Origin of the sequence: Pseudomonas sp. LFS074 (genome assembly GCF_047978165.1) — a bacterium.
GTDB classification, from domain to species: domain Bacteria; phylum Pseudomonadota; class Gammaproteobacteria; order Pseudomonadales; family Pseudomonadaceae; genus Aquipseudomonas; species Aquipseudomonas putida_P.
The window spans coordinates 581,623-598,172 of record NZ_JBFPFV010000003.1 but is presented as its reverse complement, the minus strand read 5'-3'; the positions used below and the strand labels follow the sequence as shown (position 1 = coordinate 598,172).

Below are 16,550 nucleotides of genomic sequence, written 5' to 3'. Positions count from 1 at the left end.
CTAGAATCGGCATTCGTTACGCCGACTACAGCGCCATGACCGTATTACGTTACTTGCAAGCCTACCCGCCGCACCTGCGGCAGCAGGTGCGGCAGATGATCGACAGTGACCGCCTGGGTGAGTACCTGCAGCGCCGCTATCCCGACCGCCATGACGTGCAAAGCGACAAGGCGCTGTACGGCTATGCCCAGGATCTGCGCCAGCAGTACCTGCGCAGCGCGCCGGGCCTGGACAAGGTGCTGTTCGACAGCCGCCTCGACCTGACCCACCGCGCCCTGGGCCTGAACACGGCAGTGTCCCGGGTGCAGGGCGGCAAGCTCAAGGCGAAGAAGGAAATCCGTATTGCCTCCTTGTTCAAGGAGGCCGCGCCACAGTTCTTGCGCATGATCGTGGTGCACGAGCTGGCGCACCTGCGCGAGCGCGATCACAACAAGGCGTTCTACCAGCTCTGCCAGCACATGGAGCCGGACTATCACCAACTGGAATTCGACCTGCGCGTCTACCTGACCTACCGGGAGCTGCCGGGCAACCTCTAAGGAACATGCAGCATGGAAGTGAGCAAGACCAAGAGCAGCTTCTACCGGCGCCTATACGTGGCCTGGCTGATCGACAGCCAGACCGCGACCAGCGTGCCCGCCCTGATGGAGGCCACCGGCATGCCCCGGCGCACAGCCCAGGACACCATCGCCGCCCTGGCCGACCTGGACATCGTCTGCGAGTTCGAGCAGCTGGAAGGCGCACGCAACCACGCCGGGCATTACCGCATCCATGAGTGGGGGGCGATCGACAAGCAGTGGATCATCCGGCACCTGCGGCAGATCCGCGAAGTGCTGGGTTACCCCTGATCAAGCGGGCGGCTGTAGGAGCGGGCTTGCCCGCGAACACGGGCGAAGCCCGTGCCATCCACCTCGGTGCCTGCTTCGCGGGCGCGCCCGCTCCCACAGTGTCCCCAGGTAGCATCAGCCTTTACGCATGCCGATATGCGGAATGTCGTCTTCAAGATATTCCTCGCCCACCACCACAAACCCATGGCGGGCGTAGAAAGCCTGCAAGTGCGCCTGCGCCGACAGATAAACCGGCACCCCTGGCCAGCAATGCTCCGCAGCTTCCAACCCCTTGAGCAGCAATGTATGACCAAGCTTCAGCCCACGTGCCTCGGGTGCAGTCACCACGCGCCCGATCACCACGTCCCCGCCCTGTGACTGCGGGTCGAGCAGCCGCAGGTAGGCCACCAGCTTGTCTTCCTGCCAGGCCATCAGGTGCAAGGTATCGCCGCTCAGGTCCTGGCCATCGACTTCCTGGTACGCGCAACGCTGCTCGACCACGAACACTTCGGTGCGCAATTGCAAAATGGCATAGAGCTGGTCCTTGCCGAGGTCGGTGTGGTGCTTGCAGAGCCAGTCGATGGACATTGGCGAACTCCTTGAATGGGCTGTCGATCATCGCACGTCATCTGTGCTTCGGCCAAAATAGAGGCTAAATGACACTATTGGCCGCTGCCCTCGGCAACGGCTTTGTGTAATCTCATCGGCAGTGTGCGCCCCCCATTGCGAAAGGACGTGAGCATGCGGCCACTGCTTTGTGTTCTGGGATTACTGGCAATGATGCTGGCAACACCCGCCCCGGGTCACGACAGGCTACGCCTGGTGGCCGACAACTGGCCACCGTTCACCGATGCCAACATGGCGGGTGGCGGCCTGGCGACCAGCATCGTCACCACGGCATTGGCCCGTGCCGGCTACGCCAGCGGCTATGAAGAAGTGCCGTGGGCGCGGGCGTTGCTGGGGGTTGGTGAAGGGCGCTACGACGTGCTGATCAATGCCTGGTACAACGACTCACGCGCCAACATCGGGCAATTTTCCAAAGCCTATCTGAGTAACCGCATTCGCCTGCTGCAGCGCAAGGGCGAAGCGTTCCACTACAAGCACCAGTCTGACTTGTACCCCTACAGCATCGCCGTGGTGCGTGATTACGCCTACTCACCAGAATTCGACGGCGATACTCGCCTGCACAAGGTGCCGGTGCGCAACTTCTCTTCCGCGGTGCGCATGCTGGCGGCAGGGCGGGTGAACCTGGCGGTGGAGGACGAGTACGTGGCGCGTTACAACCTGCAGCGCGAGCCGCAGGACGTGCGTGATGGGGTGATGCTGGTGGAGCCGCCGTTGGGGGAAAACACCCTGCACATCCTGGTCAGCCTGAAGCACCCGGAGCATCAGCGAATCGTCGAGCGTTTCGAGCAGGCGATTGCGGCGATGAAGGCCGATGGCAGCTATGCCCGGCTGCTGCGCCAACATGGCTTTTGACTTCTGAGGCCCGCACCGGCTTATCGAGCAAAATCAGGCCGGCGCACCTTCCTTGATCAGGTGCGCCGCCAAGGTCCTCAATGGCCCCAACTGCCGGCAGATCAACGCCAACTGCGTCTGCACCAGCCGTTGATGCTCATCCAGTTCTTCCGGCATTTGCTCCAGGGCATTGGCCAGTGCTTCTTCGGCATCACTGTGAATCGCGATCGGCAGCCGCGCCGCCAAACCGTTGGCGATCTCGTCCAGGCTGCTGGCCAGGCTTTGCCCGGCACCTTCGATCAACTGCTCCTGCACCTGCGCCGGCAACGCCGTGTCGCGGTGCGCGCCCAGCCCCGAGAGGTAGCTGAGCAAGGTGTGCGACAGCACCAGGAAGCGGAAGCCAACGTCGGCCTCCTTACGGAAATGCCCCGGCTCCATCAGCATGTTGGCCAAGGTGGTGGACAGTGCCGCGTCGGCGTTGTGAGCATTGCGCCGGGCCAGGCGGTAAGCCAGGTCGTCACGCTTGCCATGGGCATACTGCTGCATGATCTGGCGCAGGTACACGCTGGCGCAGGCCAGGGTATTGGCCAGCGCCTTGTTCAGCCGTCGCCCTTGCCAGTCAGGCAAGAACAGGAACACCGCAAGGATGGCGATCAGGCTGCCCACCAGGGTATCGAACAGGCGTGGCAGGAACAGGCCGTAGCCATCGCCGATCTGGTTGAAGCAGAACAGCACCATCAGGGTGATCGCGGCCGTGGCCAAGGTGTAGCGGGTGGTGCGGTTGACGAAGAACACCACCCCGGCGACCACGGCGAACAGCGACTGGATGACCGGGTTGGGGAACAGGTCGAACAAGGCCCAGCCCACCGTCAGGCCGACAGCGGTGCCGAAGATGCGCTGCACCAGCTTGCGCCGGGTTGCGCCGTAGTTGGGCTGGCACACGAACAGCGTAGTGAGGATGATCCAGTAGCCCTGGGTCGGGTGAATCAGGTGCACCATGCCGTAGCCGATCGACAGCGCCAGCGGCAGGCGCAAGGCGTGGCGGAACAGCAGCGAGGTCGGTGTGAGCTGGGTGCGCAGGCGCGTCCACACGTCCTTCAGCGAGCGTGGCGAGCGGTCGAGCAGGCTGCTGTCGCTGGCGTCGGCCAGGCTGTCCGGGTTGCTGGCGGCACTGAGCTGGCGGTCCAGCGTTGCCAGGTTGGCGGCCAACGCCCGCAGCGAGCGCAACAGGCCGCGCCAGGCCGGGTTGCTCTGGATACGCAGGTGCTCAAGCGAAGCGTTGAGGTCCTCGAGGGCTTCGGGATAACCGCTGGCCAGCACGAATGGCTGGCGCAGGCGGATTGAGCGGGCCAGCTCCTGGCAGGATGAACCCTGCTTACGCAGCAGGCGCTGGCAGCGGAACATCACATCACTGTGGAAAAACGCCTCGGTCAAGGCGTTGTAGGGGTAGTGCGAGGCACTGACCCGTTCGTGAATGTCCTGGGCCAGGAAGTACAGCTTGAGGTAACGGCTGACCTTCGAGTTCGGTTGGCTGTTGCCCACCCGGTGCAGGATGATTTCCTTGGCTGCGTTCAGCGCAGCTACCACCTTGCCGTTCTGTTGGGCCAGCTCCAGGCGCCGGGCCTCGACGTCGAGGGTGCGGATCGGTTCGAACAGGCTGGCCTTCAGCTTGAGGTAGCTGCCCAGTTCGTAGAACAGCTTGGCCAGGCTCTGCTGCACCGGCTGGTTGGAAAACAGCGCCTGCCAAAGTACTGAAAGCAGCCCGTACCAGGCCGCACCCGCCACCAGCAGCAGCGGCTCGTGCCAGAAGTCCGTCACTTGGCCGCCGCGCTGGTCCACACCGATCATGGTGTAAACCGCCGTGATCAGTGTCGCCGAGGCAATCGCACCATAGCGCTCGCCCAAGGCGCCGAGCATGGTCAGGCCAAACGCCGCGAGGGCTAGGGCGACCACAAAGACCCAGGGGTAGGGGAACAGTAGTTCGACCGCCAGCGCAGCGATGGCGAAACACACCAGGGTAACGGCCAAGGCGCTAAGGCGGCCTTGCCAGCTGTCGTCGGTTTCGGCCAGGGCGCTGGCGATGATGCCGAGGAACAGCGGAATCAGCAGGGCCATCTCGTTCTGGTACCAGCACAGGGCCAGGCTGCCGGTGAGGGCGATGGTGACCCGGATGCTGTAGCTGAACTTGTCTTGGCCCCACAGGCGACGCAGTGACTGACGGAACGAGCTCGATGACATGATGGCCTGCTAGGCAGTGAGCGAAGAATGCAATGCAGCACGGGCCAGCAAGAAGCGTTCCGTGCTGCTGAATGGATTCTACTCTACACGAACTGCGCTGCGGCGTTGGCCGATGCCCAGGCCCACTGGAAGTTGAAACCGCCCAGGTGGCCGGTGACGTCCAGCACTTCGCCGATGAAGTACAACCCAGGGCTTTTCAGCGACTCCATGGTCTTGGACGACACTTCGCGGGTATCGACGCCGCCCAAGGTCACTTCGGCGGTGCGATAGCCTTCGGTGCCGGCCGGCACCACTTGCCAGTTCGCCAGCTTTTCGGCGATTTGCGCCAGCTCCGCTGGGGTGTACTGCTTCATCGGCTTGGACTCGAACCACTGCTCGGCCAGCAGGTTGGCCAGCTTGCGGGTGAACACTTCACCCAGCACGGTCTTCAGTTCAGCGTTGGCGCGTTCGGCCTGCATCTGTTGCAGCCAGGTCAGCGCATCGCGGTCGGGCAGCAGGTTGATCTCGACCGTGTCACCGGCTTCCCAGAACGACGAGATCTGCAGGATTGCCGGGCCGCTCAGGCCGCGGTGGGTGAACAGCAGGTTCTCGCGGAAGCTGGTGCCATTGCAGCTGGCGGTGCAATCCAGCGAGGTGCCGGACAACTCGGTGCACAGTGCCTTGAGTTGGGGCTCGGTGATGGTGAACGGCACCAGGCCGGCGCGGGTCGGCAGCAGCGCGTGGCCAAACTGGCGCGCCACTTGGTAGCCGAAGCCTGTGGCGCCCAGGGTCGGAATCGACAGCCCGCCAGTGGCGATCACCAGCGACTGGCAGGCGAACTGGCCGCCGTTGGTCTGCAGCAGGTAGCCGTTTTCGGTCTTCTCGATCTGTTCGATGCTGGTGTGCATGCGGATCTCGGCGCCGGCCTCGTCGCATTCGGCCAGCAGCATGTCGAGGATGTCGCTGGCCTTGTTGTCGCAGAACAGCTGGCCAAGTTTCTTCTCGTGGTACGCCACGCCGTGTTTGCACACCAGCTCGATGAAGTCCCACTGGGTGTAGCGGGCCAGGGCCGACTTACAGAAGTGCGCATTCTGCGACAGGAAGTTGGCTGGCTCGGTGTACATGTTGGTGAAGTTGCAGCGCCCGCCGCCGGACATGAGGATCTTCTTGCCTGGCTTGTTGGCGTGGTCGAGCAGCAGTACCCGGCGGCCACGGCGGGCGCTGAGCTGGGCGCACATCAGGCCGGCGGCGCCGGCGCCGAGGATGATCACGTCGGTGGAGTGCACGGTATAAACCTATCTGGATTCGTAATGGCTACGCCGAACCTGTGGGAGCGGGTTTACCCGCGAATAGGGCGGTGCACGCACCATCGAATTCGCGGGTAAACCCGCTCCCACAGGGACCTTGCCTGGCTTTAGATAATGCGGACTTTCAGGGCGCGACCCTTGATCTTGCCGCTGTTCAGTCGCTGCATGGCCTGTTTGGCCAACGCCCGCTCCACGGCCACGAACGCCTGGAAGTCGAAGATGGCGATCTTGCCCACCTGCTTGCCCGGGATCCCGGCATCACCGGTCAGTGCACCGAGAATGTCGCCAGGGCGCAGCTTGTCCTTGCGGCCAGCGGCAATGCACAGCGTGGTCATCACCGGCAGCAGTGGTTCGCCGCCCTTGTTCTTCAGGCTGTCCAGCGAGTCCCAGCGCAGCGGGCTTTTCTGCAGGTCTTCGATGGCTTGGGCACGGTGGCCTTCGGCCGGTGCCACCAGGCTGACCGCGGTCCCTTTCTCGCCAGCACGGCCAGTACGACCCACACGGTGCACGTGGATTTCCGCATCACGTGCCAGTTCCACGTTGATGACCATGTCCAGGCCATCGATGTCCAGGCCACGCGCGGCCACGTCGGTCGCCACCAGCACCGAGCTACTGCGGTTGGCGAACATGGTCAGCACCTGGTCGCGGTCACGTTGCTCCAGGTCGCCGTGCAGGGCCTGGGCGACGATGCCCTTGGCGGTCAGGTGGGCAACCACGTCCTCGCACTGCTGCTTGGTGAAGCAGAACGCCACGCAGGACTGCGGGCGGTAGTGGCCGAGCACGCGGGTGACGGCCTCCAGGCGGTGCTGCGGGTCGATCTCGATGAAGCGCTGCTCGATCTGGTTGTCGGTGTGCAGGCTCTCGACCTTGACTTGCTGCGGGTTGCGCATGAAGTCGGCGGCCAGCTGCTTGATGCCAGCCGGGTAAGTGGCCGAGAACAGCAGGGTCTGGCGGCGCGCCGGGGTCTTGCCGATGATGCTGGCGATGGCATCGAAGAAGCCCATGTCGAGCATGCGGTCGGCTTCGTCGAGTACCAGGGTGTTGAGGCCATCGAGCACCAGGGTGCCTTTGTCCAGGTGTTGCTGGATGCGCCCTGGGGTGCCGACGATGATGTGCGCACCGTGCTCCAGCGAAGCGATTTGCGGGCCCAGCGAAACGCCGCCGCACAGGGTGAGGATCTTGATGTTGTCCTCGGCGCGGGCCAGGCGGCGCAGTTCCTTGGCCACCTGGTCGGCAAGCTCGCGGGTAGGGCACAGCACCAGTGCCTGGCAGCCGAAGTAGCGCGGGTTGATCGGGTTGAGCAGGCCGATGCCGAAGGCGGCGGTCTTGCCACTGCCGGTCTTGGCCTGGGCGATCAGGTCCTGGCCTTTGAGGATGACTGGCAGGCTCTGGGCCTGGATCGGCGTCATCGAGGCATAGCCGAGGGCGTCCAGGTTCGCCAGCATGGCGGTGGACAACGGCAGAGTGGCAAAGGCGGTGGATTCGGTGGTCACGAGGCGGGCCTGCGTTGCGAAGCGAAAAATGCCGCACAGTCTACCAGCCTCGTGGCCATTCGCCCTATGGTTCCATGTGTTGTTCCGGACGACGGGCACGCCTTCCGTCCGTCGGCGCCAGTTGCAGGAAGATCGCCGCCGCCAGCATGGCCATGATGCCGATGGTGACGAAGGTCAGCTGGAAGGCGCCCAGGGTGCTTTCCACGCCCTCGGCACTGCCCGCTGCGGTAAAGCCGCCGAGCAGTGCGCCGGCGCAGGCCACGCCCAGGCTCAGCGCCAGTTGCGCGACCACCGACAGCAGGCTGTTGCCGCTGCTGGCGCTGGCGTCGTCCAGGTCGATCAGGGTTACCGTGTTCATGGCCGTGAACTGCATGGAGTTGACCGCGCCCAGCAGGCCCAGCTGGATCAACAGCACGGCGTAGGGCGTTTGCTCGTCGACCAGGCCGAGGCTGGCCAGCAGCAGGCCCAGCAGCAACGTGTTGCCGGTGAGGATGATGCGGTAGCCGAACCGCTCGATCAGCGGCCTGGCGATGGACTTGGCAAGCATGGCCGCCGCCGCCAGCGGGATCATGCTCATGCCAGCCTGCGCCGGAGAGTAGCCCAGCGCCACCTGCAGCAGTAATGGCACCAGGAAGGGCAGGGCGCCGCTGCCCAGGCGGGCGAACAGGTTGCCGAGGATGCCGATGGCGAAGGTACGCACGCGGAACAGGCTGGGCGAGAACAGTGGCTCCGGGTCGCGCCCGGCGCGCAGCCAGTAGGCGGCAAGGCAGGCCATACCGGCGAACAGCAGCAACATGACCCGCAAGTGCGGCAGGTGCAACTCGCCCAGGCCTTCCATGGCGATGGTGATCAGCACCATCGCCGCGCCGAACAGCAGGAAGCCGGGGCCGTCGAACGAGGTTCGCTCCGCCCCGCGCAGGTCCGGGATGAACTTCCATACTGCAATGCAGCCGATCAGGCCAACCGGCAGGTTGAGCAGGAAGATCCAGTGCCAGCTGAGGATTTCCACCAGCCAGCCACCGACCGTGGGGCCCAACAATGGCCCCAGCAGGCCGGGGATGGTGATGAAGCTCATGATTCGCACCAGTTCGCTGCGCGGGTAAGCACGCAGCACCACCAGCCGCCCAACCGGCAGCATCAGCGCACCGCCCAGTCCCTGCACGACGCGGGCGAAGATCAGGAAGCCCAGGCTGTTGGCGGCGGCGCACAGCAGCGAACCGAAGCTGAACAGCAGGATGGCGCTGAAGAAGATGCGTTTGGTGCCAAAGCGGTCGGCGATCCAGCCCGAAGCAGGGATCAGCAGTGCCACGGTGAGCATGTAGGCGATGATCACGCCCTGCATGCGCAGCGGGTCTTCGGCCAGCGAGCGGGCCATGGCCGGCAGCGCGGTGTTGAGGATGGTGCCGTCCAGGGACTGCATGAAGAAGGCGATGGCCACCACCCAGGGGATCCAGCGGGCGGTGACGGGGTCCAGCGGGGTGCGTTCGGGCATGACTTCCTCGTTTGTCAGTGCCGGCCTCTTCGCGGGCAAGCCCGCTCCTACAAGGATTGTGCGTTCCCTGTAGGAGCGGGCTTGCCCGCGAAGAGGCCGCTAATGCCTATCACAATGTCAGGGTCAGGCCTTTGACCAGTGCCCCCGGCAAATGACTCGACCCGGTACTGCGCTGTCCATAGGTACTGGTCGACAGGATCATTTCGCGCGCCTGGGTCAGGTCCTCCAGCTGGCTGCCGAGCAGGCTGTACAGGCTGTCATCGAAACGCATGGTACTTACCGGCCCCTGGATCTGCCCGTTTTCCACCCAGAAAGTGGCGAATCGGGTCAAACCGGTCATCCGCGCTGCCGGAAGGTCAGAGTAGTTCAGGTACCACAGGTTACTGATGTACAGCCCAGTACCCAGTCGCTCAAGGACCTGCTCGCTGGCCAGGTTACCCGGTGCCAGGCTGAGCGCACAGGGCGACTCGTAGCTGTCGGCGCCATTGGCCAGCAGCTCGAACTCGGCCGCACTGCGCGCACTGATCAATCGCTGCTGGGCCTGGCCCTGCTGGATCAACGGCACATCCAGGCGCGGCGCACCTTCGTCGGAAAACGCCGGGCTTAGCGACCCGCTGACCTGCTCGGTGAAACTCACCAGCGGGCTCAGCCGTGCATCGCCGTTGTACAAGCGCTGCAGGGCGCTGTTGCCAGTGGCCAGGGCCTGCGCGGAAAAACCGCCCCAGCAGAGCATGCCGGCGATCTCGTCCATGGCTGCCGGGGCCAGGTAGGCGCGGTAGCTTCCCGGTTTGAGGGTGATCGCCGGGCGACCGAGGAAGCCCAGTTGTTCACGTGCCTGGCGCAGGCGTGCGATGAAGTCTTCGGCGCTCCACAGCTGGCCGGCATAGTTGGCCTTCACCGCCTGGCCGTTTTCGTGGAAAAGGCTCCAGTCGAAGTTGAAACTGTTGGCCTGGTGCCAGCCAAAGGCCCCGAACGAACTGGCAAAGCCTCGGCAGATAGGGCCTGCGGCGTAGATGCCGACCAGGTCCAGGTCACCTGCCTCGCTGTCGAGCAAGGCCAGCACTTCGTCCAGCTCGGGCAGTGGTTGTTCTTGCAGGCTGTGGCTGTGCCAGGCGCTTTCGTCCAGGCGCAGGTAGGGGTCGAGGGCCAACAGCGGCAGGGTCTGGCGCAATTGCGCCAGAGCATCGGCCAGGCGCTGGCGGTCCACCTGCACCTCGCCACTCAAGGTCACTTGCTGTTCCGCCTGGCGGCCATCGTGCACCAGCCGCAGTTGAGCGCTGGCCTGGCTCACTTCACCGGCCTGGCGCACCTTGGCGTGGTTGAAACGCACGAATTGCGACTGTTCGGCGCTGTAGCCGAGGGTGAACTGTTCGCCTGCTTGCAGGGCGGCGCGCACATCCCCGACCAGGGTTTCGAAAGCATGTTGCATCAGGCGTCTCCTCCGAATACGTCGATCTGGCGGAACACGCAGGCCGGCGAGGCATGGCCGACCCGCACCACCTGGTTGGGTTCGCCCTTGCCGCAGTTGGGCGTGCCCAGTACCTGGAAGGTGCTGCGGTCGCCGACGGCCGACAGGTTGAGCCAGAACTGCGCGGAGATGCCACGGTAGTTGGGGTTCTTGACGATGCCCTTCAGCTCGCCATTTTCGATCAGTTGGCCCCATTCGCAGCCGAACTGGAACTTGTTGCGCGCATCGTCGATGGACCAGGAACGGTTGGTACGCATCAGGATGCCGTGCTCGATGCCCTGGATCAGCTGCTGCAGGCTTTGGTCGCCCGGTTCGATGTTGAGGTTGGCCATGCGGTCGATCGGGGCACGGTTCCAGCCACAGGCGCGGCTGTTGGCCACGCCGTCCAGGCCAGAGCGGAACTGCGACAGCGCGCCGCCCAGTGGGCGCAGCAGCAGGCCGTCGCGGATCAGGAACTGCTTGCTGGCCGGGGTGCCGTCATCATCAAAGCTGTAGCTGGCCAGCTCTTCGCCGATGGTCGGGTCGAAGGTTACGTTCAGCAGGCTGGAACCGTATTGCAGGTGGCCGAAGTCGCTGGCTTTGACGAAGCTGGTGCCGGCGTAGTTGCGCTCGTCGCCGAGGATGCGGTCCATCTCCAGCGGGTGGCCGATGGACTCGTGGATCTGCAGCATCATCTGGTCCGGCATCAGCAGCAGGTCGCGCGGGCCGCTTGGGGTGTTGGGGGCCATCAGCAGTTGCAGTGCCTCGTCGGCGACCTGCCGCGCGGCGCCGACCAGTCCGCAGCGCTCGATGATCTCGAAACCGCCCTGTTGGCCGAAGTTGTCGCGGCCCAGGCTGCGGCTTTGGCTATCCTGGCCGTCGCTGGCGGTCACACCCAGGCCTGGGAACAGGAAACGCTGGGCATGGCGTAGCTCGGCGCCGGCCGAGTTCAGGTAGGTTTGCTCGACCAGGCTCAGGCCCAGGCTGGCCTGCCAGTCCACCAGGCGGCTGTCCTTTGGCACGCTGGCCGATTCGGCAGCCAGCAGGCCGAGGCAGTCGGCGAGGCTAGGCACGGGCTGGTCGAAATGGGGTGAGAGGTGGTCGTGACGAGCGCTGGTCACCGGCTGCTCGCGCAGGTCCAGCAGGCTGTGCGGAGCGATCTGCCGGGCAAGTGCCTCGGCTTGTTCCAGTGCGCGTTGCAGGCCGGCCTGGGACATGTCGGCGGTGGCCGCATAGGCCTCCACGCCGTTGACCCGCACGGTGAGCATGGCGCCTTCGTCCTGGCTGAAGAACGGTGGTTCGGCAACGTTGCGCCGAACCGACAGCGCCTGGTGCGACTGTTTCACATGGCGCAGGGAAAACAACTCGGCCGTACTGCGCAGCGCGGCGAAGCGCTGGCGCAGCAGGGCGCTGGAATCGAACATGCAAAAGCCTCCGTGTACACGGTGGCTCCCCCTAGAACCACCCGTCTTGCATGGCGAGGCAGGTATCGTCGCGCGCCTCTAGCAATGCCAGCTCATTATGGCAGCCCGGTACTTCCCAGGTCAGGAAATAACGTGCGGCCTGGAGCTTGCCGAGGTAGAAGTCGCGGTCGGCAGCGTTGCCCTTGAGCAAACCAAGCTCGGCGTGAATCGCCTGCTCCAGCCAGCGCCAGCCGATCACGCAATGGCCGAAAGCCTTGAGGTACAGGGCTGAGTTGGCCAGGGTGCCAGCGACTTTGCCTTGTGCCAGGTCGCCGAGCAGGGCCAGCGTTACGCTTTGCAGGCGGTTGACCAGTTGTTCCAGTGGCTGGCGCAGTGGGTCGAGGTTGGGGTGGTGGCTGGCGCGCTCGCCGGTGTTGGCGATCAGGCGGATGAGTTGTTTGAGCCCGGCGCCATTGTTTTGCGCCAGCTTGCGGCCAAGCAAGTCGAGCGACTGAATACCCTCGGTGCCTTCGTGAATCGGGTTCAGGCGGTTGTCGCGGTAATACTGTTCCACCGGATATTCGCGGGTGTAGCCGTGGCCGCCGAGAATCTGGATCGCCAGTTCGTTGGCCTTGAGGCAGAACGTCGACGGCCACGACTTGACGATCGGAGTCAGCAGGTCGAGCAGTTCCTGGGTCTGCTGGCGGGTGCTTTCTTCGCTGGCGGTGTGAGTATCGTCGAATAGACGGGCGGCATACAGGCCCAGGTCAAAGGCACCTTCCACGTAAGCCTTCTGGGCCAGCAGCATGCGCTTTACATCGCTATGTTCGATGATCGGCACCGCTTGGCTGTGTGGGTCTTTGTTGTCCGGTAGCCGGCCCTGCGGACGCTGTCGGGCGTATTCCAACGAGTGAAGGTAGCCGGCGTAACCTAGCATCACTGCACCCATGCCGACGCCGATACGCGCCTCGTTCATCATCTGGAACATGCAGGCCAGGCCCTGGTGCGGCTGGCCCACCAGGTAGCCGACGCACTCGCCGTTGTCGCCGAAGTTCAGCGCGGTGGAGGTGGTGCCACGCCAGCCCATCTTGTGGAACAAGCCGGCCAGCAGCACGTCGTTACGCGGGCCACGGCTGCCGTCCGGGTTGACGTTGAACTTGGGCACGATGAACAGCGAGATGCCTTTCACCCCGGGCGGGGCGTCCGGCAGCTTGGCCAGCACCATGTGCACGATGTTTTCCGACAGTTCGTGGTCGCCACCGGAGATGAAGATCTTGTTGCCTTTGAGCCGGTAGCTGCCGTCGGGTGCAGGTTCGGCGCGGGTGCGGATGTCGGCCAGAGACGAGCCGGCGTGGGGCTCGGTCAGCGCCATGGTACCGAAGTAGCGGCCCTCGATCATCGGTTGCAGGAACAGGCGCTTCTGTTCCTCTGTGCCGAAACTCTCGATCAGGTTGGCTGCGCCCATGGTCAGGAATGGGTAGGCCGTGGTGCCGGCGTTGGCGGCCTGGAAGTGGGCGAAGCAGGCCTGCGACACCAGGCTGGGCAGCTGCATGCCACCCACCTCGAAGTCCCGGTTGGTGTTGAGAAAGCCGGCTTCGAGGAAGGCGTCGACGGCAGGCTTCACCTCGGTGATCAGCTCCGCGCGACCATCCACGTAGCGCGGCTCGTTTTCGTCGGCCTTGCGGTTGTGCGGGGCGAAGTACTTTTCGGCGATGGTGCGGGCGGTGGTCAGTGCCGCGTCGAAGGTTTCACGGCTGTGCTCGGCGAAACGCGGGCGCTGGGTGAGGGCTTCGGCGTCGAGTACTTCGTAGAGCTCGAAGGCCAGGTTACGAGGGCTGAGCAGGGTCTCGGGCATGGGGGCGGTCCTGAGGCGGGATGCTGCGAGTGTAGGGAATCGGGTGGTGTGGGGGGAGGTTAATAGGTTTGGGTGATATGGGTTTAGAACGGGTGGGGCATACAGGTGCTTGCCTTGATGCTTTCTGCGCCTGTGAGACCGAGCGCCGCCCGCGCGGCGCATCGCGACGCAAGGCCGCTCCCACATCTGTTTCGGGCCAGTCCATCCTGTTAGGCCACCGCTGCCCGCCTTGTTTGTTCCATGCGGTATCGAAGGGGGCGCAGTCGCTCTTATCGATCTCCAGCCATGCACCCAGGCTACGCGCGCCATAGGCACAGGAGAGACTGGCCCGAAACAAATGTAGGAGCGGCCTTGCGTCGCGATGCGCCGCGCGGGCGGCGCTCGATCTCACAGGCGCTGCAAAGGGTGAGTCGAACACCTTCCAGCCTCACCGCATTCCGGCCAGTTTCGGCAGACAATTTTAGGTTTTCACCTATTCCATGTAGTCCATTCCCCAAACATACTCCCAAACCCCTTCAAGCCATTGCGGTGCTCTGGATCGGGCCCTAGTCTCGGGTGGTCGCTGCCAAATCAGTGACCGGCTTTGACAGGCTGCTTAGGTCAAACCGCATGGCTCTGCCTTTATGGCAGCTGTGCATGGGGCACTTCGTGTGCGCCGGGTTTTGGTTTGCCTACCGGTCTGTCAACCCATGTACAGCTGCCACCCTCTTGTTTGACAGCAGGTGTGTGGTGGCCTTTATCACTAGGTGAACCATGATGCTGAAGATAGTCCTCGATCCACCCCATAACGCCCATTCCCTTGAAGACACCCTGATCCAGGCCACGGACTACGCGCTATGTGCCGCCACCGTGGTGCATCAGGCAATGCTGCTTCAGCCCAGATGCCCGTAGGGCCTCGGCCTTTGCATTAAGGCTTGTGTGATGTGTCGCTTGGACGGGCCTCTTCGCGGGTAAACCCGCGAAAGGGCCCGCCCAGGCACTAGAGAATTTTCAGGTGATTGAACAATGACAACAGAAGACACCCAGTTCACCGTCGGCAAGACCGCTTTTTACCAAGGCGAAAACGGCACGCATCCACTGTTCCGAATCGAGCCCGGCATCCCCTGCAGGGACGCCCGCGAGCAGTCGTCGGAATTGATGGGCTATGTACGCGAACTGACCATCACCGGCCTGATGGACGAGAAGCCGATGATGATCTGGGCTGCCCACTACCTGAGCGCCATGGCCAAGGCGCTGATGGATGATGCCGAGTTGGGCATGAAGCAGTGAGTGGTCGCCTTCGGATCGCATGAAGGCTGACAGGTGTCCGCCACAACAACTTCTGCGCCTGTGAGATCGAGCGCCGCCCGCGCGGCGGATCGCGACACAAGGCCGCTCCTACAGGGTCTGGTAATGCAATGTAGGTTATGTGCGAGCGCCCGGTAGCCCAGCGTCCTGAGCGATCTTCGTTTTCTCTTGGTTGATGATCCGTCCCTCGCTCATGGTGATCACCCGATCAAAGCGTGACAGGGCACTCTGATCGTGCGTTACGCAGATCAGCCCTTTCCCTTGGAATGTTTCGAACAGCAGATCCCAGGTTCGCGCAGCCGATCCGGCATCAAGCCCAGCTGTGGGCTCGTCAAAAAAATTGAATTCGCCGGGCCGGTTAAGCAAGCGAAGCAACATCAGCCTGCGTGCTTCGCCACCCGAAATGGATTCCGCGCGTGCATCCAGATCAAGCTCGTACCAGTCTTTGCTCAGCCCCAGGTGTTCAAGCCACCGTTCGATTTGAACGCGATCATGAGCATGCTCGAACAGGACTGCGCGAGGCAGTGGACCGGGTATGAAGTACGCATCCTGAGGGCAGAGTCGTAAACGACGGAACTGCTCACACGCGCCGAGCGCAGCCAGGCATCTGCCGTGCAAGTAAACATGCTTGCGCAACTGGAATACCGTTCCTGCCAGCGCATGCAGAAGTGTCGACTTGCCGCACCCGCTGGGCCCAACCAGTGCGACCCGTTCTCCTGCACGAATTACCAAGGGCTCATCGATCAGCAGTTGCAGCGCGTTTCGAGCGCTGAGTTGGCAGGGGGTAATGCAAAGCCCTGCGTTTTCATTTTTGGGTTCTGCCTCTATGGAGACTGTCGGTCCGAACACAGGAAGCCCGAGCCAGTGTTCGAGCTTGCGTTTGTCGAGTCTGAATTGGTCGAGCACCCGCCAGGCTTCCGCCAGTTGTGCAACGCCGGCGAGCAATCCACTCACCAGGGTAAAGAGGGCAACAAGCTCGCCCAGGCTCAGATGCGGTGTTGCCTGTGATTGATCTTGGATACCCCACAAGAGCAAACCACCACTGCCCAGGCCAATGAATAGAGTACGCAAGCCCTGAAGCCATCCGCCACTGTAGGCAACCCCTACCGCTGAGTCGGCATAGCCCGACAGTGTCTGGTTCACGGGAATCATTGCGGCATCCTCGGCCTTCTCCAGCTTGACCGTTGAGGCGCTGGCGAAGGTATCAACCCATTGTTCCGCCAGTTCGTCCTCCCGCGAGTTGACTGCCTCGATACGGGGCCGGCGCCAGCGCACCAGCCGATCGTTTGCCCACAGATACGCCAAGCTCAAGGGGACCAGGCCGATCAATACCGAGGTAGCTCCGAGGTACGTGAACAGCGTGATCAGTACCACAGCTTCGACCAGTACCGGCCATGCCGAGCCGATCAGAAAGCCTAGCCATCGCTCCTGGGCCGTAATTCCTCTATCCAGTACCTTCACCAAGGTTCCGCCATGGAGTTGTCCATAGGCCTCGAAGCGTTTGTCCAGCAACCCTCGGCACCAGCGCATGGAAAGCTGCTTCACGCGCTCCTGGCAGAGCCGCGCCAGGCACCAGGCTTGCAAAGGGGTCAACGAGGCTTGTAGGGCGACAAGGCATATGAAGGCACCGAGCAGAACGAGAGAAGACGAGGCCGAGGTGGACAGGTTGTCGATAATGTCAGCCAGGATCAGGGCAGGTACGACGGTCGCGACTTTGAGAACTAAGGTCGCGCTCAGGGCGGCGAGTATGCCTCGGTATATATGCAT

General features: G+C 63.4%; 13 protein-coding genes. 4 read left to right on the top strand and 9 right to left on the bottom strand.

The window, feature by feature from the left end:
• The first annotated feature begins 35 nt into the window (after nucleotides 1–35).
• Both ACNQP3_RS26745 and ACNQP3_RS26740 read left to right on the top strand, forming a co-directional pair.
• Nucleotides 36–536, top strand: coding sequence for a M48 family metallopeptidase (locus ACNQP3_RS26745; protein ID WP_264317313.1), 501 nt, complete (start codon nucleotides 36–38; stop codon nucleotides 534–536).
• Between the two features lie 12 nt (nucleotides 537–548).
• A complete protein-coding gene (locus ACNQP3_RS26740; protein WP_012274517.1) occupies nucleotides 549–845 on the top strand; it encodes a winged helix-turn-helix domain-containing protein in 297 nt (98 codons plus the stop codon).
• A 114-nt stretch (nucleotides 846–959) separates the two neighbouring features.
• On the opposite strand, the gene ACNQP3_RS26735 is transcribed toward ACNQP3_RS26740, so the two are convergent.
• Nucleotides 960–1,412 (bottom strand): GNAT family N-acetyltransferase, encoded by a 453-nt coding sequence (locus ACNQP3_RS26735; RefSeq protein ID WP_069942947.1) that lies wholly within the window; start codon nucleotides 1,410–1,412, stop codon nucleotides 960–962.
• A gap of 153 nt (nucleotides 1,413–1,565) precedes the next feature.
• Here ACNQP3_RS26735 and ACNQP3_RS26730 point away from each other — a divergent pair, with 153 nt between their 5' ends.
• Nucleotides 1,566–2,303, top strand: a complete 738-nt coding sequence (locus ACNQP3_RS26730; RefSeq protein WP_012274515.1) for a substrate-binding periplasmic protein — start codon at nucleotides 1,566–1,568, stop codon at nucleotides 2,301–2,303.
• Nucleotides 2,304–2,336: 33 nt separating this feature from the next.
• Here the strand turns inward: ACNQP3_RS26730 and yccS are convergent, their stop codons facing one another.
• The 7 genes from yccS to ACNQP3_RS26695 form a co-directional block, all read right to left on the bottom strand.
• On the bottom strand, nucleotides 2,337–4,520 hold the full coding sequence (gene yccS / locus ACNQP3_RS26725) for a YccS family putative transporter (RefSeq protein WP_264316617.1): 2,184 nt from the start codon (nucleotides 4,518–4,520) through the stop codon (nucleotides 2,337–2,339).
• A gap of 83 nt (nucleotides 4,521–4,603) precedes the next feature.
• Nucleotides 4,604–5,785 carry an NAD(P)/FAD-dependent oxidoreductase gene (locus tag ACNQP3_RS26720; protein WP_264316616.1) on the bottom strand — a complete coding sequence of 394 codons (1,182 nt, stop codon included), beginning with the start codon at nucleotides 5,783–5,785 and terminating at the stop codon, nucleotides 4,604–4,606.
• Between the two features lie 128 nt (nucleotides 5,786–5,913).
• Complete coding sequence (gene dbpA / locus ACNQP3_RS26715; RefSeq protein WP_264317312.1) at nucleotides 5,914–7,251, bottom strand: ATP-dependent RNA helicase DbpA; 1,338 nt, start codon at nucleotides 7,249–7,251, stop codon at nucleotides 5,914–5,916.
• A 112-nt stretch (nucleotides 7,252–7,363) separates the two neighbouring features.
• Nucleotides 7,364–8,791 (bottom strand): multidrug transporter subunit MdtD, encoded by a 1,428-nt coding sequence (gene mdtD / locus ACNQP3_RS26710; RefSeq protein ID WP_060494365.1) that lies wholly within the window; start codon nucleotides 8,789–8,791, stop codon nucleotides 7,364–7,366.
• Between the two features lie 109 nt (nucleotides 8,792–8,900).
• Nucleotides 8,901–10,220, bottom strand: coding sequence for a TldD/PmbA family protein (locus tag ACNQP3_RS26705; RefSeq protein ID WP_264316615.1), 1,320 nt, complete (start codon nucleotides 10,218–10,220; stop codon nucleotides 8,901–8,903).
• Entirely contained in the window at nucleotides 10,220–11,662 is a 1,443-nt protein-coding gene (locus tag ACNQP3_RS26700) for a TldD/PmbA family protein (RefSeq protein WP_264316614.1), read from the bottom strand. Before ACNQP3_RS26700 ends, ACNQP3_RS26705 begins: the two co-directional genes overlap by 1 nt.
• Nucleotides 11,663–11,693: 31 nt before the next feature.
• On the bottom strand, nucleotides 11,694–13,496 hold the full coding sequence (locus ACNQP3_RS26695) for an acyl-CoA dehydrogenase (RefSeq protein WP_264316613.1): 1,803 nt from the start codon (nucleotides 13,494–13,496) through the stop codon (nucleotides 11,694–11,696).
• 1,005 nt (nucleotides 13,497–14,501) lie between these two features.
• Between ACNQP3_RS26695 and ACNQP3_RS26690 the strand changes: the two genes are divergently transcribed.
• Entirely contained in the window at nucleotides 14,502–14,765 is a 264-nt protein-coding gene (locus ACNQP3_RS26690; RefSeq protein ID WP_043198192.1) for a DUF3077 domain-containing protein, read from the top strand.
• 135 nt (nucleotides 14,766–14,900) lie between these two features.
• On the opposite strand, the gene ACNQP3_RS26685 is transcribed toward ACNQP3_RS26690, so the two are convergent.
• Nucleotides 14,901–16,550 (bottom strand): ATP-binding cassette domain-containing protein, encoded by a 1,650-nt coding sequence (locus ACNQP3_RS26685; protein WP_264316612.1) that lies wholly within the window; start codon nucleotides 16,548–16,550, stop codon nucleotides 14,901–14,903.